General features: G+C 42.1%; 28 protein-coding genes and 1 tRNA gene. 19 read left to right on the top strand and 10 right to left on the bottom strand.

What is annotated here, in order from left to right; genetic code table 11:
- Positions 1-39: 39 nt before the first annotated feature.
- From BIW53_RS01435 to BIW53_RS01420, 4 genes are read left to right on the top strand one after another with little or no spacing between them, the layout of a single operon-like run.
- The gene (locus tag BIW53_RS01435) at positions 40-480 is read left to right on the top strand and encodes a Cif family virulence factor (protein WP_139158756.1); all 441 of its coding nucleotides are present in this window, start codon (positions 40-42) and stop codon (positions 478-480) included.
- A 40-nt stretch (positions 481-520) separates the two neighbouring features.
- Positions 521-769 carry a YkoF family thiamine/hydroxymethylpyrimidine-binding protein gene (locus BIW53_RS01430; RefSeq protein WP_070989925.1) on the top strand — a complete coding sequence of 83 codons (249 nt, stop codon included), beginning with the start codon at positions 521-523 and terminating at the stop codon, positions 767-769.
- Entirely contained in the window at positions 769-1,395 is a 627-nt protein-coding gene (gene pnuC / locus BIW53_RS01425) for a nicotinamide riboside transporter PnuC (RefSeq protein WP_070989923.1), read from the top strand. The genes BIW53_RS01430 and pnuC overlap by 1 nt, the downstream gene beginning before the upstream one ends.
- The gene (locus BIW53_RS01420) at positions 1,358-2,188 is read left to right on the top strand and encodes a phosphotransferase (protein WP_084228025.1); all 831 of its coding nucleotides are present in this window, start codon (positions 1,358-1,360) and stop codon (positions 2,186-2,188) included. Before pnuC ends, BIW53_RS01420 begins: the two co-directional genes overlap by 38 nt.
- Here BIW53_RS01420 and BIW53_RS01415 read toward each other — a convergent pair.
- A complete protein-coding gene (locus BIW53_RS01415; RefSeq protein ID WP_070989919.1) occupies positions 2,185-2,367 on the bottom strand; it encodes a helix-turn-helix domain-containing protein in 183 nt (60 codons plus the stop codon). The two genes, BIW53_RS01420 and BIW53_RS01415, sit on opposite strands and share 4 nt — an antisense overlap.
- 252 nt (positions 2,368-2,619) lie before the next feature.
- On the opposite strand from BIW53_RS01415, the gene BIW53_RS01410 reads away from it, so the two are divergent.
- Positions 2,620-2,694 (top strand) — tRNA-Arg (locus BIW53_RS01410).
- Between the two features lie 33 nt (positions 2,695-2,727).
- Here BIW53_RS01410 and BIW53_RS01405 read toward each other — a convergent pair.
- A complete protein-coding gene (locus BIW53_RS01405) occupies positions 2,728-3,699 on the bottom strand; it encodes a zinc transporter ZntB (RefSeq protein WP_070989917.1) in 972 nt (323 codons plus the stop codon).
- A 142-nt stretch (positions 3,700-3,841) separates the two neighbouring features.
- Between BIW53_RS01405 and BIW53_RS01400 the strand changes: the two genes are divergently transcribed.
- Genes BIW53_RS01400 through BIW53_RS01390 form a run of 3 tightly spaced genes read left to right on the top strand, consistent with a single transcriptional unit; the run spans position 3,842 to position 6,232 of the window.
- On the top strand, positions 3,842-4,282 hold the full coding sequence (locus BIW53_RS01400) for an ATP-dependent zinc protease family protein (RefSeq protein WP_070989915.1): 441 nt from the start codon (positions 3,842-3,844) through the stop codon (positions 4,280-4,282).
- Positions 4,279-5,184 (top strand): 30S ribosomal protein S6--L-glutamate ligase, encoded by a 906-nt coding sequence (gene rimK, locus BIW53_RS01395; protein WP_070989913.1) that lies wholly within the window; start codon positions 4,279-4,281, stop codon positions 5,182-5,184. The genes BIW53_RS01400 and rimK overlap by 4 nt, the downstream gene beginning before the upstream one ends.
- Entirely contained in the window at positions 5,171-6,232 is a 1,062-nt protein-coding gene (locus BIW53_RS01390; protein ID WP_070989911.1) for a succinylglutamate desuccinylase/aspartoacylase family protein, read from the top strand. Before rimK ends, BIW53_RS01390 begins: the two co-directional genes overlap by 14 nt.
- A 26-nt stretch (positions 6,233-6,258) precedes the next feature.
- On the opposite strand, the gene BIW53_RS01385 is transcribed toward BIW53_RS01390, so the two are convergent.
- The 4 genes from BIW53_RS01385 to recQ all read right to left on the bottom strand — a co-directional run bounded on the left by BIW53_RS01385 (position 6,259) and on the right by recQ (position 10,783).
- Positions 6,259-6,822 carry a mechanosensitive ion channel domain-containing protein gene (locus BIW53_RS01385; RefSeq protein ID WP_070989909.1) on the bottom strand — a complete coding sequence of 188 codons (564 nt, stop codon included), beginning with the start codon at positions 6,820-6,822 and terminating at the stop codon, positions 6,259-6,261.
- Positions 6,823-6,874: 52 nt separating this feature from the next.
- Entirely contained in the window at positions 6,875-8,572 is a 1,698-nt protein-coding gene (locus tag BIW53_RS01380; protein WP_139158755.1) for a POTRA domain-containing protein, read from the bottom strand.
- 78 nt (positions 8,573-8,650) lie between these two features.
- Complete coding sequence (locus tag BIW53_RS01375) at positions 8,651-8,947, bottom strand: DUF3630 family protein (RefSeq protein ID WP_070989907.1); 297 nt, start codon at positions 8,945-8,947, stop codon at positions 8,651-8,653.
- 18 nt (positions 8,948-8,965) lie between these two features.
- Entirely contained in the window at positions 8,966-10,783 is a 1,818-nt protein-coding gene (gene recQ / locus BIW53_RS01370; protein WP_070989905.1) for a DNA helicase RecQ, read from the bottom strand.
- Positions 10,784-10,893: 110 nt separating this feature from the next.
- On the opposite strand from recQ, the gene BIW53_RS01365 reads away from it, so the two are divergent.
- Both BIW53_RS01365 and rarD read left to right on the top strand, forming a co-directional pair.
- Positions 10,894-11,349 carry a thioesterase family protein gene (locus tag BIW53_RS01365; protein WP_070989903.1) on the top strand — a complete coding sequence of 152 codons (456 nt, stop codon included), beginning with the start codon at positions 10,894-10,896 and terminating at the stop codon, positions 11,347-11,349.
- Between the two features lie 104 nt (positions 11,350-11,453).
- Complete coding sequence (gene rarD, locus BIW53_RS01360; protein ID WP_070989901.1) at positions 11,454-12,350, top strand: EamA family transporter RarD; 897 nt, start codon at positions 11,454-11,456, stop codon at positions 12,348-12,350.
- Between the two features lie 27 nt (positions 12,351-12,377).
- Here rarD and BIW53_RS01355 read toward each other — a convergent pair whose 3' ends face one another.
- On the bottom strand, positions 12,378-13,613 hold the full coding sequence (locus BIW53_RS01355; RefSeq protein WP_070989899.1) for a diguanylate cyclase: 1,236 nt from the start codon (positions 13,611-13,613) through the stop codon (positions 12,378-12,380).
- A 190-nt stretch (positions 13,614-13,803) separates the two neighbouring features.
- Positions 13,804-14,175: a MaoP family protein gene (locus BIW53_RS01350; RefSeq protein WP_070989897.1), complete on the bottom strand. Its 372-nt coding sequence runs from the start codon at positions 14,173-14,175 to the stop codon at positions 13,804-13,806.
- Between the two features lie 87 nt (positions 14,176-14,262).
- On the opposite strand from BIW53_RS01350, the gene BIW53_RS01345 reads away from it, so the two are divergent.
- The 4 genes from BIW53_RS01345 to BIW53_RS01330 all read left to right on the top strand — a co-directional run bounded on the left by BIW53_RS01345 (position 14,263) and on the right by BIW53_RS01330 (position 17,596).
- A complete protein-coding gene (locus BIW53_RS01345) occupies positions 14,263-15,108 on the top strand; it encodes a LysR family transcriptional regulator (RefSeq protein WP_070989895.1) in 846 nt (281 codons plus the stop codon).
- 214 nt (positions 15,109-15,322) lie between these two features.
- The gene (locus tag BIW53_RS01340) at positions 15,323-16,252 is read left to right on the top strand and encodes a porin (protein ID WP_070989893.1); all 930 of its coding nucleotides are present in this window, start codon (positions 15,323-15,325) and stop codon (positions 16,250-16,252) included.
- A gap of 242 nt (positions 16,253-16,494) precedes the next feature.
- The gene (locus BIW53_RS01335) at positions 16,495-16,947 is read left to right on the top strand and encodes a hypothetical protein (protein WP_070989891.1); all 453 of its coding nucleotides are present in this window, start codon (positions 16,495-16,497) and stop codon (positions 16,945-16,947) included.
- Between the two features lie 202 nt (positions 16,948-17,149).
- The gene (locus BIW53_RS01330) at positions 17,150-17,596 is read left to right on the top strand and encodes a hypothetical protein (RefSeq protein WP_139158754.1); all 447 of its coding nucleotides are present in this window, start codon (positions 17,150-17,152) and stop codon (positions 17,594-17,596) included.
- A 50-nt stretch (positions 17,597-17,646) separates the two neighbouring features.
- On the opposite strand, the gene BIW53_RS01325 is transcribed toward BIW53_RS01330, so the two are convergent.
- Both BIW53_RS01325 and trhP read right to left on the bottom strand, forming a co-directional pair.
- Positions 17,647-17,898, bottom strand: coding sequence for a YfhL family 4Fe-4S dicluster ferredoxin (locus BIW53_RS01325; RefSeq protein ID WP_070989888.1), 252 nt, complete (start codon positions 17,896-17,898; stop codon positions 17,647-17,649).
- Positions 17,899-17,900: 2 nt separating this feature from the next.
- Entirely contained in the window at positions 17,901-19,259 is a 1,359-nt protein-coding gene (trhP, locus tag BIW53_RS01320) for a prephenate-dependent tRNA uridine(34) hydroxylase TrhP (RefSeq protein WP_070989887.1), read from the bottom strand.
- 255 nt (positions 19,260-19,514) lie between these two features.
- Here trhP and ndk point away from each other — a divergent pair, with 255 nt between their 5' ends.
- The 5 genes from ndk (at position 19,515) to ispG (ending at position 24,976) form a co-directional block, all read left to right on the top strand.
- Positions 19,515-19,946, top strand: a complete 432-nt coding sequence (gene ndk / locus BIW53_RS01315) for a nucleoside-diphosphate kinase (RefSeq protein WP_010377338.1) — start codon at positions 19,515-19,517, stop codon at positions 19,944-19,946.
- A gap of 197 nt (positions 19,947-20,143) precedes the next feature.
- The gene (gene rlmN / locus BIW53_RS01310; protein ID WP_070989886.1) at positions 20,144-21,280 is read left to right on the top strand and encodes a dual-specificity RNA methyltransferase RlmN; all 1,137 of its coding nucleotides are present in this window, start codon (positions 20,144-20,146) and stop codon (positions 21,278-21,280) included.
- 70 nt (positions 21,281-21,350) lie between these two features.
- On the top strand, positions 21,351-22,931 hold the full coding sequence (gene pilW / locus BIW53_RS01305) for a type IV pilus biogenesis/stability protein PilW (protein ID WP_342671966.1): 1,581 nt from the start codon (positions 21,351-21,353) through the stop codon (positions 22,929-22,931).
- Positions 22,928-23,851, top strand: a complete 924-nt coding sequence (locus BIW53_RS01300; RefSeq protein ID WP_070989884.1) for a RodZ domain-containing protein — start codon at positions 22,928-22,930, stop codon at positions 23,849-23,851. Before pilW ends, BIW53_RS01300 begins: the two co-directional genes overlap by 4 nt.
- A gap of 6 nt (positions 23,852-23,857) precedes the next feature.
- Positions 23,858-24,976, top strand: coding sequence for a flavodoxin-dependent (E)-4-hydroxy-3-methylbut-2-enyl-diphosphate synthase (ispG, locus tag BIW53_RS01295; RefSeq protein WP_070989883.1), 1,119 nt, complete (start codon positions 23,858-23,860; stop codon positions 24,974-24,976).
- Positions 24,977-25,068 lie beyond the last annotated feature (92 nt).

Here is a 25,068-nt window from a genome sequence, read left to right as displayed (position 1 = left end):
CTTTTTATATTCAGTATCTTGTTCCTTAATGCGTGTGCTGTGCACACGAGCGAACCATCGCTTGAACAAATCGTAAATCGGTATCTTGAGGTATTTAAGAAACGTACCGATTTTGACAAGTTTTTGTCGTTCTATGATGAAAACGCGCAGCTTGAAGATATGGTATATGGTCATTACGCTGCGGGGCGAGCTGAGATCGAAAAGTTTTATGCTTGGCCACAAAGTCGAGTGACGGTATTGGACAATAAGCCTTTGTTTACTATTGAACAGAAGGTCATCGACAAGCAGCAGCGGGTGGCAATTGTATCCGGTCAGTTTCATCGTTTTGAGTACGGTGGTGAAAACCTTGGTCCTTGGCGCTTTTTAATAAAATTGCAATTCGGTGAACAAGGTCTTATTACATATCAACAGGACTGGATAAACTATACACCTAAAGCCATGGTGAATAACGGGGAAAACCTTAATATTCTGAGGCGTTAGATATTTTGGTTGGCGATGTTTTACAAATATTGGAGTTGTAATGAAGCTATCAGTTGAAATTAGTAAATATCCATTGCATGAAGATTATGTGCCTTTTATTAAAGACTTTATTGAACGTCTTAAGGCACATAAAGAGCTTAAAGTGGTTAGTAATTGTATGTCTACACAAGTATTTGGCGATTATGATGTTGTTATGGGTCAATTACAAAAACACATGAAACGTTCTTTCGAAGAGTACGGAAAAATCGTGTTTGTATGTAAATTTATCAGCGGTGATCTGTCAGCCTAATGTTAGATACCCTGTGGTTGCTATTTAGCATTCTAGTGGCACTTCCGTATTGGGAGTATTGTGCCGTTTTTCTTGGCCTCATTTATTTATTTTTGGCAATTAAGGAACATAACGGCTGTTGGATGTTCGGCTTTTTGAGTACATTCATGTACGCGTTGATGTATTGGCAAGGCGAACTATTTGTTGAGTCTTTATTGCATGGTTACTATATGCTGATGGCTTTTGTTGGCTGGTGGATGTGGCGACAGGGCTTTAAAAGCAGCAAGCTACCTATTTGCTCCTGGCCCGTAAAATACCATGCGCTTATTACTATTTTGACCATATTTGTGTCGATTATAGCTGCGTTACTGGCTAAGAAAGTGGGTTATCATACTCCTGTTATTTACATAGATTCTCTGAGCGTCTTTTTCTCAATTGTGGCAACCTATCTTCTGGTAAACAAGGTGCTTGAAAACTGGCTGTATTGGATAGTGATTAATACCGCCACCATGTATTTGTTTTTGGTCAAAGGCTACTATGCAACTTTGGTACTTAGCGTAGTTTATACACTTATGGCATGCTGGGGGTATAAATATTGGTACGAAAGCTATGAGCAACGTCGAGGTAAATCGCTTGGAAACCTATGATATGAAAGAGCAGGCATTGATTGCCAAGCTTACCAGAATCAAGCCTGAATTGACGATTTACCAACTAAAGCCGCTCAATAAAGGCCTAAGTAATGACAACTTTTGGTTAGATACTTCCTTAGGTCCATTGTTACTCAAATCATACCGCAGTCACTTTCCATTGAGTGCACTGAAGGCCCAACAGCGTCTAGCAATAGAAACAGAAGTTACTCAGTCGGTTGTTATGTGGCACGAAGAAGAAAAACTCGCGCTTTTTGCATTTGCGCCACAGACAAGAAAGTCTGTAGATTTGGAAGCGGTTATAACCTGCCTATTTGAAATCCATGAGTTTAGAGCTGATGAAGGCTGTGAAACTCTGGACATAGGTAACTTGTTGCGAGAATTGGACATTGCCGTTTATCCGTTTGCTGGGCGTGCGCTAAACTGGGCGATGGGTAAAATTGCTTCATTACCTAAAAATATAGCTTTTTGTCATAATGACTTGGTCACAGACAACATTATAGGTGTTGGACAAGGTATAAAGTTTATTGATTTTGAATATGCGGGCTACAACGATGTTTTTTTTGATTTGGCTGCGCTGAGTAGTAGTTTTAATCTAACCACAGCTCAGCAGAGTGAAATGTTGAACACATACTTTTTACTTAAGCACTCGTCGATTCCTGAACACGCGACTGACAAATTGCTGGCATACCAAATAGGCTATCTGTTGTTAAGTATACAGTGGTACGAAAATCGCGGTTACGTTGAACTTGCAGCTCCTTTGCGACTTCAACTACAGAGGTTGGTGGTTTAAATACCACCTAAGCGTTGCGCAAGTTCTTTGTATTTTTCAACATCAGCTCGGTCAAAAATAGGCTGTCCCTGAGGGTCCTGATCCTTTGCAACTAGCAGGTTTTCTCTTGCCAAACGTTTAACACGCTCAACTTTTACGCCCAGGAATTCAGCGACTTGCTCAGTGGTCATAGGGGTCATAAATATAGTCCTCTTGATGTACAAATTAGTAATGACACTTTGTTGTTAAGGTCATACGGTCATTACTTGGTTTTACTCTATTACAGTGCCCAATTTCGACAACCGTAACAATAAGCATAGTTAAATATCGTGTTTTTTGTGTCTTGTATAGTATTTTTTTGATTTTTAGGTTGTTTATTAACCGTATAGAGCACAAATGCTAGTATTTATTTTTCGATGCCATTATCATAACGCCTCAGGTCATACTGATGTGCTCTCGTGGTGAAATGGATATCACGTAGCTCTCCGGAAGCTGAGTTGCAGGTTCGATCCCTGCCGAGAGCGCCAGTTACCTTTACTGCTAGCAGATATGTTGGCACGTCATAACCAATGCTTAGTTTTGAAATAATAGCCAATTCCACCTGTCAACAAGCACAAAGAAAGCACAAATAATGCAAATGCATAGGGTGACTCTGTACCAGGGATCCCACCAATATTAACACCTAATAAGCCTGTCAAAAATCCTAATGGTAGAAAGAGTGCGGCAACAACGGACATAACATACATACGCTGGTTTAATTGTTCGCTAAGCTGGTTTGAGAGGCTATGCTGTATGACTTGAGCTCGTTCTATTGCTGACTCCAGTTCTTCAACATAACGACTTAGTGCGTTATTCGCTTCATCCAATTTATGTATTGCGGTATCGTTGAGCCACGATGGCTGGCAATCTACAAGCTCTGATATGGCGACCTTTTGTGGTTTTAAGTAGCGCTTTAGAGCAATGGTTTGACGACGATTGGTTGAGAGCATGCCGGCATCAATGTGTCCATCCTGATTATCTAGGCAATCTTCGAACACATCTAGTTGTTCATCAATTTGATAGATCACATCCTGCATTCTTGCGGTAAGACGCTGTACTAAACTGCTCAATAGGTCGGCAATATTGTAGGGGCCCTTTTTACTTTTCAGTGACTGTAATACATCTTGTGCAGACATTAATTGACGTTTGCGAAAAGTGATCAATAAGTTTTCATTCACAAAGCAACGGATAGAAACCATGTCTTCTGGACTTTGTTGCGGATTTAAGTTTACGCCTCGTAAGAATAGTAATAGTCCATGCTCAGCTTGAGTGACCCGAGGTCTCGTTTCGCCAGTTGTGAGAGCTTGCCATTCCCATTCTTGCAAAAAGGGTTGAGCTTTGAGCCATTCAATTGTGTCGGTGGCACTATAATCAAAATGTATCCAAACGGGCTTATTTTGAGCTTGAAGTTGACTCACACTTTGTAAATCACTTAACTCAAGAGCGCCGCCTAAGCCATCTAGTTGTACTGCATGTACTAAACCTGAATTCATGGTAATACTCCTTTGCAACAGTTTTACCATGGTTGTACAAAATTATTGATACTTCAATGTAATTTTCTAATTGTTTGGATAAATAATACTCGCTGTTATATGCTGACAATTGCTGTATAAGACAGTTTTTTAAGGAGCGAGTATGTCTAACATGATTAATGTTGGTTGGCGTGAATGGTTATCGTTGCCAGAGCTTGGAATTGATCGCATTAAAGCAAAAGTTGATACCGGTGCTCGTACATCTTGTTTACATGCATTTAGGGTTGAGCAATTTGATAATCAAGGACAGCCTTGGGTGAGGTTTTGGCTTCATCCAGAACAAGAACGTACGGACGTAGAAATCTACTGTGAAGCTGCGATTAAAGATGAGAGACAGGTCACGGACTCAGGTGGTCATACAGAAATGCGTTATGTTATAGAAAGTAACGTAGTCATTGCAGGGCAAGCTTGGCCGATAGAAATGACATTGACGAACCGTGACAACATGAAATTTAGAATGTTATTAGGACGTACAGCAATGGCTGGTCGAATAGTCGTTGATCCAAACGCTTCATACCTAACTAAAGAAATGGAACAACAATGAAAATAGCGATTTTATCCCGCAACAAACAACTTTACTCTACTCGTCGTTTAATTGAAGCCGCAAAACAACGGGGTCATGAAATTATTGTATTGGATGCGTTGCGCTGTTACATGAATATAAACTCCAAGGAACCAGAAATTCACTTCAAGGGGGAACGTATTACAGAGGTTGAAGCTGTAATACCTCGTATTGGTGCGTCTGTGACCTTTTATGGTTGCTCGGTATTACGTCAGTTTGAAATGATGGGTGTCTATCCGTTGAATGAGTCGGTAGCAATTACGCGTTCACGAGATAAACTTAGATCACTACAGTTATTGTCACGCAAGGGTGTAGGTATGCCAATCACGGGGTTTGCCAGCAAGCCTGATGATGTAAAAGACTTACTAGAAATGGTAGGCGGTACACCTGTTGTGATTAAGCTGCTAGAGGGAACACAGGGGATAGGTGTGGTATTGGCTGAAACCCGAAAAGCGGCAGAGAGCGTGATAGAAGCGTTCATGGGGCTCAAAGCTAATATTATGGTTCAAGAATACATCAAAGAAGCGGGGGGGGCTGACATTCGTTGCTTCGTTATTGGTGATAAAGTAATCGCTGCGATGAAACGTCAGGCACAAGAAGGAGAGTTTCGTTCTAACCTGCATCGTGGTGGCAGTGCAAGCCTAGTACGTATTTCTCCAGAAGAGCGCAAAACGGCGGTAGCCGCAGCTAAAGCTATGGGTCTGAATGTGGCTGGGGTTGATTTATTGCGTTCAAGTCGCGGACCTTTGGTGATGGAAGTGAACTCATCGCCGGGGTTAGAAGGTATTGAAAAAGCAACAGGCAAAGATATTGCCGGAATGATCATTGATTTTATCGAAAAGAACGCGGCATCTAAGAGGACTGCAACACGTGGCAAAGGCTAGAATAAACAGGCCATTCACCCTACTCGATACTTGTATTGGAGTGGGGGAAAGAGAAACATTATCGTTGGAAGTTGCCAAACTTTATACTCATACGCCGTTAACCATCCCAATTGAGGTGCTTAACGGTATTGAAAAGGGGCCCGTTGTCTTAGTTTGTGCTGCTATTCATGGCGATGAACTCAATGGTGTTGAAGTGGTTCGTCAATTACTAGGTAAGATAGACGTTCGTGAGCTTAAAGGCACCATTATTGCGGTTCCTGTGGTAAATGTATTTGGGTTTGTGCAAAAGTCACGTTACCTGCCGGATAGACGAGATTTAAATCGCTGCTTCCCAGGGTCAGAGCGTGGTTCACTTGGTGCCAGAATGGCCCATATGTTTTTCTCTCAAGTGGCCAGTTTATGCACGCACATTATTGATCTTCATACTGGAGCAATACATAGGTCAAACCTACCTCAAGTGCGTGCTGATTTGTCTTGCCCGGATACGGCTGAAATTGCCCATGCATTTGGTACACCTGTGGTGATTGATGCCACACTACGCAACGGTTCGTTGCGTAGTGAAGCCAGTAGCCTTGGGATCCCCGTTGTTACTTACGAAGCGGGAGAAGCCTTAAGGTTTGATCCCCTAGCGATCGCGGGTGGCTTACAAGGCGTTGAAAATGTTTTGAAAAAGCTAAAAATGCTCAAGGGAAGAAGGCGCAAAAAAGGGCCTGAAGCCGTTATTGCGTCATCAACAAGCTGGATCCGAGCTGAAGTTGATGGAATTGTGCGTGCTCAGGTTAATTTAGGTGAGCGCGTTACCAAGGGACAGGTGTTAGCCTACATAGATAATCCATTGGGTAGTAGCGAACTTGCACTCAAAGCTCCGCGCAGTGGTATTGTTATCGGCCAGCAAACGTTACCTTTGGTTAATGAAGGAGACGCGGTATTTCATTTAGCCTATTTTGCTCATGCAAATTCGCTGGTGGAGCAACAGGTAGAATCATTTATTGACGAGCTTAGCGAGACCAGCGAATCAAACGGTAATAATGTAGAATTAAACAACTAAGTAGCCCACACGTGTAGGCTACTTGCTCACTTTTTGGGGCCCAATACTCGTTTGGGCGCAGGTGCTTTGGGTTTACTTGGTTCTTCGCAAAGCACTAATACAGGGCGAGTGACAAACAAGTTATTTGGATAAATGACGCGGTGACCATCCACATTTTTCAGAACAACATTCATTAAGCCCATTTCAATGATACAGCCTTCAATGTAGTTTGCTCCTTCTACAATACGCACCCAGTTTCCAACTCGACAATAATTTTGTATAAACATCAGCAAAAATGAGGTGAGATTACTCAGTAAAGACCAGCCAGCAAAGAGTGCGACCCCCAGCATTGCAAACAAAGAGGAACCCAGTACCAATAGCCCTCGAAGTTCAATTCCCCAAAAAACAAGTAACAAACATATCAACACAATAGCTGTGATTATTTTTAATAATAGCTCGGCTCTGAGCTGACGGTGTGCGTCTATTTTCCCTTGGGTTACTCTTTCTAGTACCCGCTGGCTGTATTTAAAAATGATAGGAAAAAGTAGCAACACGAACACCGTGATCACTAAGCGATATTGTTCCGTTAATAAAGTTGTTAAGTAAGACAAGTCTCTATCCGATAACTGAAATTTGCATGGTTATAGCATAGCGATGTAACACTTAAAAGCGATTCTTTACGGTAAACAACCATTGAATGCCATCAATGTTTTCAGGTCCGTTAATTGGGGCTGCAACGTCTAAATGCAGTACTAATCCTGCGTTGGCACGGCTAGGTGCAAGGCGTAGCCCCATACCGATGTTTTTTAGGTAATTGGGGTCACTGTTTACTAATGAATGGCCACGTACACGACCAATATCGAAAAAGAGCGCACCGCCAACTTTAAACAGTTGTAGTAGATCATATTCCCAGTAGTAGCGCTTTTCCAAATTCACTAATACGCTTTTGCTACCATGTTGATAGTTAATTGGAAAACCTCGCAGGCCAGTTTCACCGCCTAAGGTTAATTGCATATCTTCAGTGAGGTTCTTAGCAAATCGGAGTTGAACTTTGGCATACCAAGACTGGTATAAACTGGTATTAAGGTAATACTCAAAATTTGCCTCAGAGATCATGTTACGTGCGGTATTTTGCTCGCTATTCCATTGTCCGTAAAGTGATAAGGCCACGCGCCACAAACTTCTATCTGAGGTAAAATGAGCTTTTTGTGCCGACAGTTGATAAACCCAGTGGCTATCATCATTGCTTAGTTGCGAGTCAGAGTATCCGAGCGTGGCATTGATGTTCCAGCCTAAATTTAAATCTTCAGTCCGGTAGATAGAGTCAAAGTTTCTGACTTTAATGTAGTTGTCTTCAAACCAATGACCCTTAACGTATGGGTAGCTTAAAGTTCTATCATTAGCGATAGGCAAGCGAGTCGTTGAACTCTCTTTGAATACATCTTCTTGGTGGCGAAAGCCGACACTTAAGCGTTGGGTCCAATCGCTAGTCAGTGCTGTAGCTGCGCCAAAGTACATATCAGATATTTGAGTGAAATGTTCAAATTCAGACACCACTTCTCCGGCTTCGTACAAAGACTCTACGCGTCGGTTTTCGTAGTCAGATATACCATAACTATAAGGTGTTTCGGTTGAGAAAAATGGATAATCTACACCAATGTAGTGACGTTTTCCGTCATCATTGTCTGCATATTCAATACGGCCACGATAGCGCGATGACAGTATGTTGGGGTCATCATACACAAATAAGTAACCAGAGCGGTCTTTGTCACTGGTATGTGTGAGTGACAACCTCTTTCCCCAGCCAAGCAGGTTTGTTTCTCTAAAACCGATGCGAGATGAGTTCTCGCCACCGCTACGGCTAAAGCTCAATTCTGGCAGTAATGTCCATAAATCACGGGTAACTACATTCACATGGATGTTGCCATGGCAGTCTTCTTCGGCAAATACTCGAGCGTCGTACAAAAAGTTTTGATTTCTGAGTAATCGCTCTGACTCTATGAGTCTTTTTTGTGAGTATAACTCACCCTCTTTAAACAATAATATGCTGCGTAATACTTCTGGTTTTGTGGTTATATGTGCGCGGTTAGCAAAACGAAACAGCGCATTATTTTCTTCGGGCAAACTAGTATCAAAAACATTGAGCTGGTGGAAACTCACGGTCTCAATGCGTTTGGTTTTGCCCTCAGGTGGTAGCTTAGGGTCTCTATCGAGTTGGCGCTGCAAGTTGCTGTTGAGAGGCTCTTCAGCTCTTTGGTTGGTACAGCTTTTTGTGATGCTCTCAAAGCTGTTAGCAACGCTTGAGGTGGATATTAGGGCGCTGAGAATGACTAAAAAGTGATTGCATTTCAGTGCCTTCATTCGCAACTCCCAATCAATTATTTAACCATATGAATGCTTTACTATAAACAAACCCTAGCCTTTAAGTCTATTTCATAATTAAGAATTTGATAGGAATAATTGCCCTAGTTCAGACAAAAAAGTTGCGGCTTCTTGCCCTTCCGGCGCTACCCAAATGCTCTCACTGTAGTGCTCAAAGTTGAGGTTGAAGCTTTGCTGGGCGTAGCTAAACCGCAGTTGGTGGCGGTCCGCTCCTTGAAAAAACTCTAGGATTTGGATGTGGTTTGGATAGTGTAAAAAAATACTGCTCCACAGCTCAAATTCGTCCGCATCGGGCAGGCAAGTTGGTGTAATGATCAGTATTTGATATTCTGGGTCAAATTCGACTTGGCTCATGATTTTTCTCTTAGCAAATTAGCTGGCAGCAAGATAATTACGAATAAGTTGCATAAAAGGTGCACCGTATTTACTGAGTTTGGTAAAGCCGACCCCTGATACCTTCAAGAACTCGCTGTCTGAGGTGGGCATAAGTTGCGCCATCTCTGCCAGCGTTTTGTCATTAAATACCACATAGGGTGGCACGTCATCTTCATCAGCCAGTTCTTTGCGTAAACTACGAAGTTTTGCGAAGAGTTTTTTATCGTAGTTGAACTGTGCCAGCTTGTCCTGATAAACGTGTTTTGCTTGTAGCCTAGGTTCTGCAAGTTGTAGAGTGTACTCGCCTTTTAAAACAGCTCTAGCGGCTTCAGTCAAACGCAAACTGGCACCTTGTGTAATATCTTGCGCGAGTAATCCGTGATGGATCAGTTGCCTTAATACGCTTAACCAAAACTCATTACTGTGCTGTTTACCAATACCATAAGTGCTAAGTGTATGATGTTGATTGTCTCTAATACGACTTGTGTTTGCCCCTCGCAGTACATCAACAATGTACCCTAGGCCAAACCGTTGCTCAGCTCTGTAAACGCATGAGAGTGCTTGTTGGGCCGCCAAAGTGCCATCAAAGCGTTTCGGTGGATTGAGGCAGATATCACAGTTGCCGCAGGGTTCACGCTTATACTCACTAAAGTAATTTAGTAGAATTTGTCTTCGGCAGGTTTGTGCTTCTGCAAAGCTCGCCATAGCATTAAAACGTTGCTCTTCAACACGACGTCTTTGCTCATCAGTAATGTCTTCGAAAAAGCGTTTTACGCGGCCAATATCAGCAGGGTCAAAATACATAATCGCTTCTGCGGCTAGACCGTCTCTGCCGGCACGGCCTGTTTCTTGATAATAGGCTTCGATACTTTTTGGAATGTCGTAGTGCAGAACAAAGCGCACATTTGGTTTGTTAATCCCCATCCCAAAGGCGACAGTGGCTACTACGATGTGAACATCGTCTCGGGCAAAGGCCGTTTGTACGAATTGGCGTTGCTCATTGCTCATTCCTGCGTGGTATGCCGCGGCATTATAGCCTGCGTCAGCGAGTTTTTCGGCTACCTCATCGACTCTTTTCCTGCTAGTGCAGTAGATGATCCCGCTTTGACCTTTTTGAGTTTTTAGATAACGCATGAGCTGTGATAGTGGCTTAAACTTCTCTTCGATGGTGTAACGAATATTTGGCCTATCAAAGCTGCCAGTGTGGATATAGGGTTGACTCAGTCCTAGCTGATGTACGATGTCATTGCGTGTAGCAATATCGGCTGTGGCGGTGAGCGCCATCATCGGAACTGTAGGAAATTGCTGCTTTAATTCACTCAGACGACAGTAGTGGGGTCTAAAATCATGCCCCCAATGTGACACACAGTGCGCTTCATCAATAGCAAATAAACTGATGTGGAGATTACTTAATCGCTCTTTAAATTCGTATTGCAGTACTTTTTCTGGAGCGACGTACAACAGTTTTATATCACCGTGATGTAGGCGCTGATAGATATCTTGTTGCTGCTCAAAAGTGAGGCTGTTATTGATAAATTCAGCTTTGATCTCTAGGGCTTGGAGTTGAGCAACCTGATCTTGCATCAGTGAAATGAGTGGCGATATAACCACAGTTAGGCCCGGCAGGGTTAAAGCTGGTATTTGATAGCACAATGATTTACCACCACCTGTTGGCAGCAATACCAAGGCATCTTGTGCACAAAGAACGGCATTAATTACAGCGCTTTGACCATCACGAAACTCACTGTAGCCAAAAATTTCTTTGAGTACGGTGTGGATGTTGGTTTGTTCTATATTGGGGGCTTGGTTTTCCATCGCCGTGCATTCTAGTTGTTTTTGACACGCTTGTCTGTAATTTTTAATGCTTGCAAAATAACCATTCTGGACTTAAATTTACTGGTCAGATGAGTGTTCAGGGGAAGTACATGGATAAGGCATTGTTGCTCAACCAAGTAGGCAATATTTTTGTTGAAAAAATGCCGTTTAATCGCTTTTTAGGGATTAGTATACAAACGCTCAGTGCAGATAAGGCACAAATACAATTGCCGTGGAAAGATGAATTTATCGGTAATCCAACACAAAAAATACTCCATGGTGGAGTGATCTCCGCTGTCCTTGACAATGTAGGTGGATTGCTGGCTGCCGCCTCAATCATTGATAAACTCTCAGCAGAGGAATTACATAGCGTTCCTAATAAATTGGCCACATTGGGCACGATTGATATTCGCACCGATTTTCTTCGTCCCGGAAGGGGGGAGCATTTCATTGCCAGTGCGACGTTGATACGTTCGGGCAATAAAGTGTGTGTTTGCCGGATGGAATTGCACAATGAGCTGGGCATACAATTAGCCTTTGGTACAGGCACTTATTTGGTGGGATAATGTCCGACAATCGCTGCAAATAAATCTACATTTATGCGGCCTAATTAGTCATTAATTTTTCCACAAAACAGGTATAATGCCGCCTCAATTTTTTAGGGGGTGGTATGGGTCAAAGCACAACACAGCAACAGGGATACATTTTTGCTGTACTGGCATTTTTTATGTGGGGCCTAGCGCCTATTTACTTCAAGCAATTAAATACAGTTGATGCAATTGAAATTCTAACTCACAGGGTGATTTGGTCGGTGGTGTTTGTGATCATCATTATCGCTTTGTTAAAGCAATGGCACAAAGTTCAGCATATACTGAAAAAACCAAAGTTGATGCTGATGTTATGCGTCAGTGCTGGGCTGCTAGGGTTTAACTGGGGACTGTTTATTTGGGCCATCAATAGCAACCATATTCTTGATGCCAGTCTTGGTTATTACATTAACCCTCTGCTGAATGTTTTATTGGGAATGATCTTTCTGGCGGAACGATTGCGAAAGTGGCAGCTCGTTGCGGTGGCGCTGGCTGTTATTGGAGTCACAATTCAAGTGCTAAGTTTTGGTTCCTTTCCTATTATCGCGTTTTCACTAGCCGGTTCGTTCGCTGTCTATGGTTTGATCCGCAAAAAAATTCCTGTTGAATCTTTACCAGGATTATTACTTGAAGCCGTTATACTAATGCCTTTTGCGATAGCGTATTGGTATTTTAGCGCGCCTACGGCAACATCAGATTTAGTCCAAAATAGCCTGCTAACGAATGTGCTTTTGATCAGTGCAGGAGTGGTAACAACCTTGCCTTTACTATGCTTTACTGCGGCAGCTAAGAGAATACCGTACTCAACATTGGGGTTTTTCCAATATATCGGACCCAGTTTGATGTTTATTTTGGCTGTCGTGTTTTACGGTGAAATATTTTCTGCGCAGCGAGTTGTGACATTTGCATTTATATGGAGTGCATTGGCTTTATTTAGTTGGGACTCTTATCACAGTGCCCGAAAGGCTAGGTACAGCTAATTAAAAAGGGCACATAGCCCTTTTTTATTAATACTGGATTTGGTTTCTGCCGTGCTCTTTAGCCTCATATAATTTTTCATCGGCTATTTTTAATAAGCCGTCAATTTTCGGCTCTAAGGCTGAGACAAAGCCAATTGATACTGTGAACGCGACCCGATGCTGAGTAAAAGAAGCACTGTTCAGTTCAACATACTGTCGAAACAATTCTAGTGCTTCGAGGTTTTGTTCGGCTGTATTGTCTAAGAAATATACAACAAACTCTTCCCCTCCCATTCTGGCAGCCAGCTGGTTTGGGAAAAACCTCTCAAACAGTGTCGCGAATGTGCTCAGTACGTCGTCACCTACATCGTGACCGTAGTTATCGTTGATATGCTTAAAGTGGTCGATGTCAATCATGGCAAGATTGCTATTGAGTTGTTTGGCAGTACGAACCTTTTGCTCACGAATTGTTTGTTCAAAAAAATAGCGGCGATTGGGAAGCTTGGTTAGGTAGTCGGTATTCGCCTGAAGCCTAATGGTTGCGATATGATCGAGCATATCCACGTTGAGGCTCAGTCGGCAGTAAAATTCTTCGGCATTGAAAGGTTTACATAAATAGTCGTTGGCACCGCTCTTTAAAAAGCGAGCTGATAAATGAGGTGCATCTGAACCAGACACACCAATAATAACCTTGTCTTCATTGCTGTACAGACGACGAATTTCTGCGCAGAGCTCCTCGCCATTCATTCTCGGCATTTCATTATCAGCGATGATCACTGAGATATCTGGGTTTTGTTTTAAGATTTCTAGCCCTTCAATGCCATCAGATGCTTCTAGTATCTGATATTTATGTCTCTCAAGTAGGTTTCTGATGTACATTCTAGAGTGACGTGAATCTTCGACAACAAGAACTTTGACGTTTTCGTTTCTGGGCAAGCGTGTGAGTTGGTTTTTAAGGTACTGATAGGCTTGTTTATTTTCTTTAGTGATGTAGTCAATGATGGGGTATTTATCAACTGTTTCTCTGGTACGGTTATCTATATTGCCCGTCATAACAATCGTTGGGATCTCATTTTCAACGGTAAATGGTATTGCCTCACCGCTTGGGGCATCAGGGAGTATAAAATCAACGACAGCGCAAAAATAATTATGCTCTGCGACCAACGTTTTTGCCTGCTCAAGTGACCCTGCAATATCGGCCTCATAGCCACAAGACACCGCAATGTGCTTTTGTACCTTTGCAATTGTTGGAGTATCTTCAATAATAAGAATTCGTCGAGCCACAACCTAGCCTTGTTATTCTAGTTTACTTGTTAGTTGTAAACTGATCTTGGGCAAAAAGCAATGCTATAGGTTAGTCTAGAATAATGCTTTATATTTCTTTTTTGTAAGTTAAATGGGTCTGATTAGGCTTGGCTGTCAGGTGCAGAGTATACAAAACATTAATGCTTTATATACACTGCACCTAATTAACTTATAGCTCGTCGTCAGCGCTGCTATATTGTTGCATAGATGGGTCAGGCACAATTCTTGAGCGGCCAAAAAGTGTGTGAAATTTAGTCTTGCACGTCGTAAGCTTGAGGTATTTAGCCCAAGCTCGTTCAAAAACATTGGTTGGCGGTAGGTGACCATCCATTACATTAACAAACTGAAGTTGAAAACTATTTTGTGGTTCACAATCTTTGTTGTATAAGCTTTTTAGTATTACACCATGTTGCTCTAAGACCTGAGCTTCAGCGAGCGTAAAGTGACCGCTGCGGCTAAAGCCTCTTGGAAAATTGGCGTCGTCGTAAAAGGCGCGTGGGCATGCAAAGGCGTTATGTAAGTTCGCTAGGTTTTGTTCCATAACTAAATCCTCACTTTGATATTGGGTGGAGTATGGATCAGGAATAGAAATTTTTTAAACAAGTTTTTTTTATCGTAAGGAACAAAAGTGGACATAGATCTGTTAAAAACTTTTGTGGAAGTAGTAAAGACTCGTCATTTTGGTCGAGCTGCAGAAAATTTGTATATAACTCAATCGGCTGTGAGTTTCAGAATTCGCCAATTAGAGCAAAGCTTAGGGGTGAATTTGTTCATTCGTCAGCGTAACAATATTCAGCTGACAGCGCCAGGTGAACGATTATTACCTCACGCCACCATGATCTTGACGGGAATGCAGCGGGCCAAGGTTGATGTTGCACTGGCGAATAACATGCATAAACAGCTTTCACTCTCAGGCACCCCCAATATTTGGGATGCATTTTTGCAATTTGGTATCAATAATATCGTTGCCGCAATGCCAGGGGTTTCTTTGGTTGCTGAAGTTAAAGCGCAGCAAGAGAGCACCAGGCTGTTACTTGAACGTACACTAGATCTGGCTGTGTTGTTTGATCCCCCAAAAGTCGATGAGTTAGTCGTCGAGCCTATTCGTGATCTGCCAATTATTCCGGTGAGTACCTTTGAGTGTGAAGACGCATTGGCATTTTTTAACAATCAGTACGTATATGTTGATTGGGGAACTGCTTTTTCGTTGTGGCATGCTAAGCAGTTTGCAGGCACAACACCACCTTACTTTAGAACCAGCACCGGCAGAATTGCGCTAGATTTAATCATGCAATGTGGTGGCAGTGCCTTTATTCCGCAAGCTCTGGCCCAAGATATGATCGAACAAGGTAAGCTATTTCATATTGACTGTGTTGATCAGGTATCACGAGAAATTTTTATCGCTTATCACAAAGATAATGAGCAAAAAGAACAGATAGAAACCATTACAAGTTTGCTTATGTCATTAAAATAATGTCATTTGTATTGTTTTTTTATGACATGTTTTCTTTTTGGGTAATTTTTTACTCTATTGTTATTGTTGAAATATTTTCAAATGTTTCTTTATGATTTCATATTTAAGTCAGTTTTTTTACTGCTTTTAAGTGTGTGTAATATTTCTGTCATTAAGCGCTGGCAAACTGCGCTTGTTTTGAAAATTAACGTGTTGCGATATTGAGGAAATACACATGAAACTGACTAACTCTGCACTTTTGTTCTCTGTATTGAGTGCGCTTTCATTAAATGCCTATGCTGATGTAACAGTATACGGTAAAGCGAACGTTTCACTGCAATCAAGTGATGAAGGTGAAGGTTCAGCGACAGAGATCAAAAGTAATGCATCTCGCTTTGGTTTCAAAGGCGCTGAAAAACTAGAAGGTGGTCTGGAAGTTATCTACAAACTTGAGTTTCAGGTAGATTTGTCTGACGCTGATTCAAAAGGTGAAGATGACAACATCACAGCACGTAACCAATACGTGGGTTTAAAAGGTAGCTTTGGTGAAGTAGTTATTGGCCGCAACGATACAGCGTTTAAGCAATCACAAGGCAAGCTTGATTTATTCAACGACCTTGAAGGTGACATCAAAAACTTATTCAAGGGTGAAAACCGTTTAGGTAACTCAATTTCTTATAAGTCTGCGAGCTTCAATGGTTTTAAAGTGTTAGGTACTTACATCGCTGAAGACAAAAAAGACGGTGAAAATGGTTTTTCAACTGCGCTAACTTACGGCGACAGTGGTTTGAAAAAATCATCTATCTACGCAGCAGTTGCTGTAGATAGCGAAGTAAAAGGTCGCGATGCGGTACGTTTCTCAGTACAAGGTAAAGTAGCTGACTTTAAACTTGGCGCTATATATCAAATGCAAGAGAAAGTTGACGGCTCTGAAGAAGCTGATGGCTACTTGCTAAATGCCGCGTACAGCTTTGGTGCAAACACGTTAAAAGCACAATATCAGGTACTTGATTTTGACCAAGGCGACAAGCTAGATGGTATTTCAATCGGTATCGACCACAAGCTAAACAAAGCGACTAAACTATACGGTTTCTACTCAACATTTGATGGTGATAACCAAGTTGAGCGTGATTACCTAGGTTTAGGCATCGAATACAAATTCTAATCAAATAGAAGATTCCCACCAAAAGGCTCACCATGTGAGCCTTTTTTGTTTGTTCAGTCCCAGATGAGTGAAAAGACCCATTATTACGATAGAATTAGTTGGCTTATAGCAAAGGTATGTGTAGAAATTAGCGAAGTAGGGTTTTGGTACTTAAAACTAATTATTATAGTAACAGCACATTACCAAAGTTGGTTTTTACAACAAGTGGAGAGTAATGTATCCACTGTGTTTTTATGGAAAGTATGAAGAAATTACATCTAAAAAAGAAAAAGATTAACTATGAAATTGTTTTGTCATTTTTTTTCTCAAGCCAAGGTGTGTATTGGTATTTTAATGAAAGTTTAGTTGATTATGGGAAAGAAAAGATTTTGTACTTCCTAACACCATTTTTTATGGTTTATTTTATCTACTCATTATACTCGTACTTTAAAGGGGCGAATGATATCTTTTTGACTAGCGATGCTGTTTGTTTTGATGATAAAAGAATTCCACTGGATGAGTTAAAGTATTTAGGTTTTTATTTTATTTATAGCTATAAGCATAGGAATTGGATTAGGAAGGTTAGATTTGATATTAAATACAAAGATGGAACACTTGTTAACTTTTCTGGTTGCTATAATAGTAATCTGGAATATGAAAAGATGTTAGAGCAATGGGGGGAGTATGGAAATATCATTTTTAATGAAAGTGAGTAGTGATAATTTCTAGGCTGTTTGTTGTTTAGTGGGGATATGAAAAGGAGGTGCTGAACATTTATCTAAAATAGACAGTATTGTGGACGGGATAAGTGAAATAAAACCAAAAATTATATAATTAGGTAATCAATCTCTTCCCCATGAACAAAACTATTTAGCGTAACGTCTGTTTACAAATATTGGCCATAAAGCGCTTGATATCGTGATGCAAAACGCATGGTATATTGATTTTTATAAAGCTGCTTTTTTGGAGTTTGAAACGGGTGATTACCATCAATTTTTGAATGATTATCGAGCAGTCGGTAAAGCATCTCCGTCTGTGATGTACGAAGCGATATATGAGCGTAACTATGGCCGTGCATTAGAGTTAACCGAGGCATTTCCATATTTAAATGGCTATAAGTTTGGCAGAGACAGCCTGCATTTACTGCTAGATAGGGTGATCCCTTTCAGAGCCGCTTATACAAGCGCAGAGCAGAAAAAGCTATTAGATTACTTATTGAGCAACACTCAGTTGGATAAGTATCATTACCAGCGCTTGCGTCGCCTTAAAATGAAGATGCCCATTTATTTTAGTGTGTTGGAGAGGAAGTTCACTCAGCTACAAGATGTCGACGCCTATGAACCCAGTCGCTTTTTGGGGCCCTAATAGCTTAAATAATCTGAACTAGCTGGTCATAAAGCTAGTTCAGATGAGAGTTAGATTTGACCTGTCAAACGCAAGTACTTTTGTGCCAATGTATCTAAGTCTTCTTTGTGATTGGGATCAGGCTTGATGCAGTCAATTGGACACACACTCACACAGGTGGGAGTATCATAGTGCCCGACACACTCAGTACACTTATTTGGGTCAATCTCATAGATTTTTTCACCAAAATAGATGGCCTGATTCGGGCATTCAGGGTCACACATATCACAGTTGATGCATTTGGAATTGATCATCAACGCCATGATTAGGCCTTTTTAAATGGATTACGTGTGTCTTGGTTGTCATCTAGATTACGCATTAAAATAGCGTGATCTAAATTGATGTCTTCAGGCAATGGAATTTTTACGATGTGACCAGAGCCTTTGGCATCGTCAATGCGTTCACCTTTTTTGTTCTCCATATGCTCTAGGTTAAAGGCAATATTACCCTGCGGAGTCATCAGCTCAAGACTGTGTCCAGTACAGAACTTGTTTTTCACATCAATTTCTACCAAGCCATTATCGTGGCGGCCTAGCACTTCACCAACAAACTGTTGCTTATCAGACACTGAGTGACCATATTCATAGTTTTGGTAGTCTTGATGGGCATGACGCTTTAAAAAGCCCTCGGTATATCCACGATGAGCTAAGTTCTCTAGGGTGTGCATCAGGTTTGGATCAAAAGGCTTACCAGCAACAGCGTCGTCGATGGCTTTACGATACACTTGCGCTGTTCGAGCAACATAATAGAAAGACTTAGTACGGCCTTCTATTTTCAAACTATGTACGCCCATTTTAGTGAGCTGATCCACATACTGCACGGCACGCAAATCTTTAGAGTTCATGATATAAGTACCATGCTCATCTTCAAATGCGGGCATGTATTCACCAGGGCGGCCTTGTTCTTCGAGCATAAACACTTCAGAAGTGGGTTGGCCTTCACCGAGCGTTGGAATAACGGATTTAGGGTCTATTTTGTGTACTACCTCACCCGTTTCGGTTTCTTTGCCCGGTTTTACGTCATATTCCCAACGACAAGCGTTGGTACAGGTGCCTTGGTTTGGATCGCGCTTATTAATATATCCAGATAACAAACAGCGTCCAGAATAGGCCATACACAATGCGCCATGTACAAAGACTTCTAGCTCGGTTTGTGGACACAGTTCGCGAATTTCAGCGATTTCTTCCAGTGAGAGTTCTCGAGATAAGATCACGCGCTCAATCCCTTGCTTGGCCCAAAATTGCACGCTGGCATAGTTAACCGCATTGGCTTGTACAGATAGGTGGATGGGCATATCTGGCCATTTATCACGTACTAGCATAATGAGACCAGGGTCTGACATGATCAGCGCATCGGGTTGCATGGCAATCACCGGCTCAATATCGCGTAAGTAAGTTTTTACTTTGCTATTGTGCGGTGCGATGTTTGAAACGACGTAAAGTTTTTTGTTTTGTTGGTGGGCTTCGTTAATACCCAGTGCCAAATTATCTAAATCAAATTCGTTATTGCGAACACGTAGGCTATAGCGTGGTTGACCCGCATAGACGGCATCAGCACCGTACGCAAAAGCGTAACGCATATTCTTTAAACTACCCGCAGGCGAAAGGAGTTCTGGTACAAACATAGTAAAACCTCATACATTGAACTGGGTACAAGCCAGCTGTTGGGGTCAAAATTGACACTGAAATAAAAAAGCGGGGCAGTATAAGAGATGTATGAAGGGGATATTTTGATGTAGATCATAAATTGTTTTATTAGGAATGCCGTTTGCTTGCGCATTAACTTCGCAACATAGCAGGTAAATGTAGTAGGTTTTTGCAGCTAAAACGCGTATAATTCGCGCCCGTCAATAATCACAAACTATTTTGGAGCAAAAAAGATGGCTTTAGAGCGTACTTTTTCAATCATCAAGCCTGATGCGGTAGCTAAAAACCACATCGGTGCAATCTATAACCGTTTCGAATCAGCTGGTCTTAAGATCGTTGCTTCTAAAATGGTTCACCTTTCTCAAGAGAAAGCTGAAGGTTTCTACGCAGAGCACAAAGAGCGTCCTTTCTTTGGTGCTTTAGTTTCTTTCATGACTTCAGGTCCTGTAATGGTTCAGGTTCTTGAAGGTGAAGATGCAGTTCGTAAGAACCGTGAAATCATGGGTGCTACTAACCCTGCTGAAGCACTAGCTGGTACTTTACGTGCTGACTACGCAGACAGCATCGACGAGAACGCGGTACACGGTTCAGACGCACCTGAATCAGCTGCTCGCGAAATCGCTTACTTCTTCGCTGAAGAAGAAATCTGCCCACGTACTCGTTAATTTCGAGTCAGTGAGCATGAAAGAAGGGCTTTAGAGCCCTTTTTTCGTCCCTAGAATGTTTTGCTAAAGGTTTAGTCCATTCTCATTTTGAATATTTAGCAAAGCACGCGTGCTAGGATTGTTATAGCTGTTCGTTTTTTGTACAATGTGCGGCTACCTTATAAATGTTATACCGTCACCTGAATTGAGGTTGTTTCATGGCCAATACCGAGAAAAAGATTAATTTACTTGATTTAAACCGCGAGGGGATGCGCGAGCTATTTGCTACATTCGGCGAAAAGCCATTTCGTGCTGATCAAGTGATGAAATGGATCTACCACTTCGGTGTTGATGACTTCGAACAGATGAGCAACATCAATAAAAAGCTAAAAGCGAAATTGGCTGCAGAGTGTGAAATAAAAGCTCCAGAAATTTCCGTCAAACAAGTGGCCAGCGACGGCACCATCAAATACGCTTTGTTGTTAGATGGGGGGCAGGAAGTAGAAACCGTTTGGATCCCTGAAAAAGACAGAGCTACTTTGTGTGTGTCTTCACAAGTTGGCTGCGCACTAGAGTGCACCTTCTGTTCAACGGCTCAACAGGGTTTTAACCGCAACCTCAAAGTTTCTGAGATCATTGGTCAGGTGTGGCGTGTAGCGAAAGACATCGGTATGCATGATGGCGACAGTACAAAACGCCCTGTGACCAACGTGGTGATGATGGGAATGGGTGAGCCATTACTCAACCTTAACAACGTTGTGCCAGCGATGGAACTGATGATGGACGATTGGGCATTTGGTTTGTCTAAACGTCGCGTAACATTGAGTACATCAGGTGTTGTGCCTGCCTTAGATATTTTAAAAGAGAAGATTGATGTGGCGCTGGCAATCTCTCTACACGCTCCGAATAATGAACTACGTGATGTGCTTGTTCCAATCAACAAAAAATACCCGATTGAAGAGTTTTTAGCTGCGTGTCGTCGTTACATTGATGGCTCTAAGGCGAACAAAGACGTCACGATAGAGTATGTTATGCTGCAAGGTGTGAACGATAGTACCGATCATGCTCATGAATTAGTGAAGGTGCTCAAAGGTACACCGTCTAAAATCAATTTGATCCCGTTTAACCCATTCCCTGGGAATGAATATGGCCGTTCAAGCAATAGTCGTATTGATCGTTTTTCAAAAGTACTACAAGCTGCGGGCCTGACTTGTATCGTTCGCCGTACTCGCGGTGATGATATTGACGCTGCATGTGGTCAGTTAGTTGGTGACGTGGTAGACAGAACCAAGCGGTTAGCAAAAAAACAGCAACGTGCTGATAATGCAATTGCTGTTAATGTAAATGCGGGCTAACGCCAAAAAAGTTGTCCTTATGATAAAAAATAGATGAATCATAAGGACTTTTAGGTAGTATAAGGGCACAATGTTATTACATGATGGGTGGTGCATGCGTTCTTGCTTTATTTTACCGATAGTTTTAAGCCTTTTGGCGGGGTGTGTGACTGAGACAAGTTCAGTGACCCGAAATAAACCAAACGTAAGAAGTGAAGCAAATAACCAAGAGGCTGCAAAAACTCGTATTACCCTAGCGTTGCAGTATTTGAGAGTGGGTAATAACAGCCAAGCCAAATACAATCTTGAAAAAGCGTTACAGCTCGCGCCAGAATTGCCGCAAGGTCATTATTCGTTGGCATATTACTATGAGCAGGTTGGCGAAGAAGAACGTGCAGGCAAAGCGTATCGAAAAGCGCTTGATATCGACCCAAATAACCCAAATACATTGAATAACTACGGTACATTCTTGTGTCGCATTGGTGAGTATCAAACTGCTCAAGAGCAGTTTTTCAAAGCCATTGATGTGCCAAGTTATCTGAGAGTCTCTCGTAGTTACGAAAACTTAGCTTTGTGCGCCATTAAGCAAGATAATTTTACCAAGGCTGAAGACTATTTAAATAGTGCCATTGATCATGATGGTCGTAGTCAGTCGGCGTTGATAAGCTTAGCTGCGTTGTTTTATGCAAAAAGTGACTTACATCAGGCAATGGCGGTTGTGCAAAATTATGCTGATAAGGGATTTATTTCACCTCGCAGCCTGCTATTACAGCACTTGCTGCATACCAGTATGGGGCACTTACAAAAGGCGCAAGAAGTTTCTGACTTGCTTATTCAGACTTACCCTGAGTCTTATCAAGCAAAAGTTGTGCTCAACAATGCGCTAGAAAATAGTGAGTTTGTGCGACTAAAAGAGCAGTACCGCTTGGCTCAACTAAGAACAATCACGCAAGCTCCTTCTCATGTTGTACAAAAGCCACAGATAAAAATTAAGCGTAAGGTCGTTTCACAACAAGATGAAGTAAATCCATCAGTACAAGCAAAGAGCAGCAGTGTTTCTTTAATAACTGATACTGAATTCACAGCGCATTCAGGCGGTAAAACTACTATAGCGGGCGAACAAAGTGGTTCGAACCGCGATAACGAGACTAAACCGAGCAAAAAAGAGGGTAAAAACCCGAACTACGACGCTTCATTATCTGACGAGCAGGTGGTGGGTCAGGTTCGATTTTACGAGCCAGAACCAGGTGAAGTTAAATTTATACCAAATTCAGGCACCGTTGTTAAAGTACGTCCCGCTGGAAGTGAAATTGCTGCGAGCCAACTGCCATTGGTGAATAATAAAGTTCAGGTACCAAGGGTACCGTTCCATGTTATGAATGCTGGTGAAAATGTATTCAGTTTGTCGGTAAAATACGATATAAAACTGGTTGATTTATTGCGTTGGAATAACTTAAAAGAATCGGATAAAGTGGCCGCGGGTCAAAAAGTTTATTTAAATAATCCGGCAGTCACCCACGCGATTAGAGCGGGTGATACTTTGTTTACAATTGCGACTCAGCACGGACTGCTGATCGATGATTTAATGCGATGGAATGAGTTAACACCCGATGTGGCCTTAACCGAAGGTTACGGGATTCTGATAGTGGACCCTGATAGTTACGTTTTATGAAACAAGAAAACATTGAAATGGAAGAACAGACTCCAACCTCAGGACAATCGCTACATACAGCGAGAGTTGCTGCGGGGTTAAGCATTGAAGATGTGTCAGCACGTCTAAAGTTAACAGCATTGCAGATAACAAAACTCGAACAAGATGATTATCAAGATTTAGGTCCCATGACCTTTGTGCGGGGTTATATCAGGAGCTATTGTGGCTTACTCGATTTAGATGTTGAAAAGACTTTGGCTTTGATGGATGCACCAAAAGCGCCAGAGGCGACCAAGCGAATGCAAAGTTTCTCACGACGCACAGAAAAAGAAGCTAGCGATAACCGTTTAATGATATTTAGCTATCTTATTTTGGCGCTTGTTATCGGTTCATCAGGAGTGTGGGTATGGCAAAGCAGTAACAGTACTGTAGAAAATACACCCGCTGAACCAAAGGCTGCGGTAGTTAAGCCAGATGATATATCAAGTGCGAATGACACAACTTCCCTAGATGAGCATAGCGCGACACTTGAAGATGGCGATGAGCAAAAAATAACTGCTGAAAGTGAGAACACCGCGGTACAAAATGATACCATAGGTGATCTTGAGGACGAGATCGTCAGTGAGGAAGTTGCAAATGTGAATACTTCTGAACCGAACGTATCACAGCGTGCCACAGACAATAAAGATGCCTCTTTGAGCACAATAGTCATGCGCTTCAAAGATGACAGTTGGGTCGAGATTTTTGATGCAACAGAAGAGCGTATTGCCTTTGGTGTTAAAAAAGCGGGCTATACCATGACAGTTGATGGTAAAGCACCTTTTTCGGTCGTGTTGGGTAAGCATCAGGTTGTTGATGTTGAACTTGATGGTCAGCTAGTCGACCTATCGGCACTTCCTCGAAACCGTTTAGCAAAATTCAAATTACCGTTAGCAGAGTAATCATCCATGTTTTCAGAATCTCCTATTAAACGCAGAAAGTCGACCCGCATCAATGTAGGAAATGTGCCGATTGGAGACGGTGCCCCCATTGCTGTACAGTCTATGACCAACACCAATACGCTTGACATAGATGCAACTGTGGCACAAATAAGAGCCATTCAGGATGCAGGGGCGGACATCGTACGTGTATCAGTGCCTACCATGGATGCTGCACAAGCCTTTAAAAGTATTAAAGAACAGGTTGATATTCCATTGGTCACGGATATCCACTTTGATTATCGGATTGCTTTAAAAGTTGCCGAATACGGTGCCGATTGCTTGCGGATTAACCCCGGTAATATCGGTTCAGAGGATCGTATACGTGCTGTTGTCGATGCGGCAGCAGAACGCAATATTCCTATTCGCATAGGAGTTAATGGTGGCTCTTTAGAGCGTGACCTACAAGAAAAATATGGTGAGCCAACGCCTGAAGCGTTATTAGAATCAGCGATGCGCCATGTAGAAATTCTTCAGCGACTTAACTTTGATCAATTCAAAGTGTCCGTAAAGGCTTCTGATGTATTTTTAGCTGTTGGTGCATACCGTTTACTTGCTAAAGAAATCGACCAGCCATTGCACCTTGGGATCACTGAAGCGGGCGGGTTTCGTTCGGGCTCGGTGAAATCAGCAGTGGGTTTGGGGATGTTGTTGGCCGAAGGGATTGGAGATACTCTGCGAGTTTCATTGGCGGCAGACCCTGTACAAGAGATCAAAGTAGGGTTTGATATCCTAAAATCTCTGCGAATTCGCTCTCGTGGCATTAACTTTATCGCCTGTCCAAGTTGTTCTCGTCAGGAGTTTGATGTAGTAAGCACGATGAACCAACTAGAAGAGCGTTTAGAAGATATTATTACGCCGATCTCTGTATCTGTTATTGGGTGTGTGGTTAATGGCCCTGGTGAAGCTTTAGTAAGTGATATTGGCCTGGCGGGAGCAAATCGTCGTTCTGGCTTATATATTAATGGCGAGCGCCAGAAACTACGCATCGACAATGACAATATAGTTGAGCAGTTAGAAGCCCAAGTTCGTGAATTTGTTGCTAAAAAAGAACAACAGGGCGAGATAGATATCAAAATTGTTGAATAACCGACTCATACCAATCAGTAACCAGTAAATGGGCACCTGGGTGCTTAGGTTAGCTAGTTGGTCGCATTTTTAGTCGGTTTGGGTATAATAAG

Origin of the sequence: Pseudoalteromonas byunsanensis, from assembly GCF_001854475.1 — a bacterium.
Lineage (GTDB): Bacteria > Pseudomonadota > Gammaproteobacteria > Enterobacterales > Alteromonadaceae > Pseudoalteromonas > Pseudoalteromonas byunsanensis.
Note: the sequence above shows the minus strand (reverse complement) of the source record. Positions and strands in the feature narration are given on the sequence as shown.

Excerpts from the sequence above, each read along its gene's own strand:
- BIW53_RS01365 (WP_070989903.1), top strand. The coding sequence starts at position 10,894 with ATGGATAAGGCATTGTTGCTCAACCAAGTAGGCAATATTTTTGTTGAA.
- ispG (WP_070989883.1), top strand. The coding sequence starts at position 23,858 with ATGTTTTCAGAATCTCCTATTAAACGCAGAAAGTCGACCCGCATCAAT.
- BIW53_RS01400 (WP_070989915.1), top strand. The coding sequence starts at position 3,842 with ATGTCTAACATGATTAATGTTGGTTGGCGTGAATGGTTATCGTTGCCA.
- pnuC (WP_070989923.1), top strand. The coding sequence starts at position 769 with ATGTTAGATACCCTGTGGTTGCTATTTAGCATTCTAGTGGCACTTCCG.
- ndk (WP_010377338.1), top strand. The coding sequence starts at position 19,515 with ATGGCTTTAGAGCGTACTTTTTCAATCATCAAGCCTGATGCGGTAGCT.
- BIW53_RS01430 (WP_070989925.1), top strand. The coding sequence starts at position 521 with ATGAAGCTATCAGTTGAAATTAGTAAATATCCATTGCATGAAGATTAT.
- pilW (WP_342671966.1), top strand. The coding sequence starts at position 21,351 with ATGTTATTACATGATGGGTGGTGCATGCGTTCTTGCTTTATTTTACCG.
- BIW53_RS01325 (WP_070989888.1), bottom strand. The coding sequence starts at position 17,898 with ATGGCGTTGATGATCAATTCCAAATGCATCAACTGTGATATGTGTGAC.
- BIW53_RS01420 (WP_084228025.1), top strand. The coding sequence starts at position 1,358 with ATGAGCAACGTCGAGGTAAATCGCTTGGAAACCTATGATATGAAAGAG.
- BIW53_RS01375 (WP_070989907.1), bottom strand. The coding sequence starts at position 8,947 with ATGAGCCAAGTCGAATTTGACCCAGAATATCAAATACTGATCATTACA.
- BIW53_RS01340 (WP_070989893.1), top strand. The coding sequence starts at position 15,323 with ATGAAACTGACTAACTCTGCACTTTTGTTCTCTGTATTGAGTGCGCTT.
- BIW53_RS01350 (WP_070989897.1), bottom strand. The coding sequence starts at position 14,175 with ATGGAACAAAACCTAGCGAACTTACATAACGCCTTTGCATGCCCACGC.
- BIW53_RS01405 (WP_070989917.1), bottom strand. The coding sequence starts at position 3,699 with ATGAATTCAGGTTTAGTACATGCAGTACAACTAGATGGCTTAGGCGGC.
- recQ (WP_070989905.1), bottom strand. The coding sequence starts at position 10,783 with ATGGAAAACCAAGCCCCCAATATAGAACAAACCAACATCCACACCGTA.
- BIW53_RS01335 (WP_070989891.1), top strand. The coding sequence starts at position 16,495 with ATGAAGAAATTACATCTAAAAAAGAAAAAGATTAACTATGAAATTGTT.
- rimK (WP_070989913.1), top strand. The coding sequence starts at position 4,279 with ATGAAAATAGCGATTTTATCCCGCAACAAACAACTTTACTCTACTCGT.
- rarD (WP_070989901.1), top strand. The coding sequence starts at position 11,454 with ATGGGTCAAAGCACAACACAGCAACAGGGATACATTTTTGCTGTACTG.
- trhP (WP_070989887.1), bottom strand. The coding sequence starts at position 19,259 with ATGTTTGTACCAGAACTCCTTTCGCCTGCGGGTAGTTTAAAGAATATG.
- BIW53_RS01415 (WP_070989919.1), bottom strand. The coding sequence starts at position 2,367 with ATGACCCCTATGACCACTGAGCAAGTCGCTGAATTCCTGGGCGTAAAA.
- BIW53_RS01380 (WP_139158755.1), bottom strand. The coding sequence starts at position 8,572 with ATGAAGGCACTGAAATGCAATCACTTTTTAGTCATTCTCAGCGCCCTA.
- BIW53_RS01300 (WP_070989884.1), top strand. The coding sequence starts at position 22,928 with ATGAAACAAGAAAACATTGAAATGGAAGAACAGACTCCAACCTCAGGA.
- rlmN (WP_070989886.1), top strand. The coding sequence starts at position 20,144 with ATGGCCAATACCGAGAAAAAGATTAATTTACTTGATTTAAACCGCGAG.